Consider the following 1,369-nt stretch of genomic DNA (forward strand, 5'->3'; position numbering starts at 1 on the left):
TCGCCGCTATCGGCGTCCTCGGGGCCGCCTACACCGCGCTCGCGCTCGTCGTCCTCTCGCGTCGCGTCCCGCGGTCTGTCACGCACGGCCCGGCGAGCACCGGCGACCGCCCCACACTCGCGTCGCTCCCGCGCCGCCTCCGGGCGTGGGCAAGAGGCCTCTCGCGGCCGATTCTCCTGTTGACGCTTTTGTGGTTCCTGCTCTCGGTGGCCAACTGGGGCGTCCAGGCCTACACCGCGCCGCTTCTGACCGACGGCTACGGCGTCGACCCCGGACTCGCCAACGTGCTGGTCTCGGCGATGCTGATCGTCGGTGCCGTCGCCATCCTCGCCGGCGGCGTCCTCGCCGACCGCTACGGCGCTCGGGCGGTCGTTCTCGGGGGGTTCGTCGGCCTCCTCGCGCTGTCGAGCCTCCTCGCCTCGGGCGTCCTCCCCGTCCTCGCGGCCCTCGCGGTGACGCTCGTCTTCGCGACGACGGTGAAGGTCGGCCGCCCGGCGCTGTCGAAACTCGGTGACGCTCTCTCGGCCCGTGACGACCTCGGGACGAACTTCGGCGTCCTAACCATCGGAATCTCGGGCGGCGGGGCCGTCGCGCCGCCGATATTCGGCGCGCTCACCGACGCCGCCGGCATCGCCGCCGTCTTCTGGGTGCTGGCGGGTCTGGCCGTCCTCGCCTTCGGGTTCACGTTCGTCGTCCTCGCCGCGGGCGACACGACCCCGTCGAACTGAAGCGAACTGAAGGCCGGGGGCCCGATACACAGGGAGATTGCCCCGGACCACACCGCACGTCCGGCCGTGTTCGGCCGGACGACGAACTGAAGGCCGGGGGCCTGATACACAGGGATATGGTCGCACTCGACACCGACGACTTCGAACTGAGCCGCGGCGACGCGGCACCGGAGTTCGCACTCCAAGGCACCGACGGCGAGACGTACACGCTCGATAGCTTCGCGGGCTACGACGCCCTGCTGGTCGTGTTCACCTGCAACCACTGCCCCTACGCCAAGGCGAAGTTCGCGGAACTGAACCACCTCGCCGACTCCTACGACGACCTCGCCGTCGTCGGCATCAACGCCAACGACCCCGAGGAGTACCCCGACGACTCCTTCGAGAAGATGCAGGAACTGGTCGCGGACGGCACCATCGACTACGACGCCTACCTCTTCGACGAGGACCAGTCGGTCGCCGCCGACTACGGCGCAGTCTGTACGCCCGACCCGTTCCTCTTCCGGAACGCGAGCGATGGCTTCGAGTTGGCCTACCACGGCCGCATCGACGACGCGCTCAACCCCGAGGACCAACCGACGACCTACGAGATGCGCGCCCACGTCGAGACGGTGCTCGCGGGCGAGGCCGTCGAGGCCGAGGAC

General features: G+C 69.8%; 2 protein-coding genes. Both read left to right on the top strand.

The features are described 5' to 3' along the window. Positions 1–728: MFS transporter (locus GJ629_RS15815; protein WP_157513851.1), on the top strand; the 728-nt coding region annotated here is incomplete at its 5' end. 116 nt (positions 729–844) lie between these two features. Beyond that, on the top strand, positions 845–1,369 hold a 525-nt coding region (locus GJ629_RS15820), incomplete at its 3' end, for a thioredoxin family protein (protein ID WP_157513852.1).

The organism is Halapricum sp. CBA1109 (assembly GCF_009741825.1).
GTDB lineage: Archaea > Halobacteriota > Halobacteria > Halobacteriales > Haloarculaceae > Halapricum.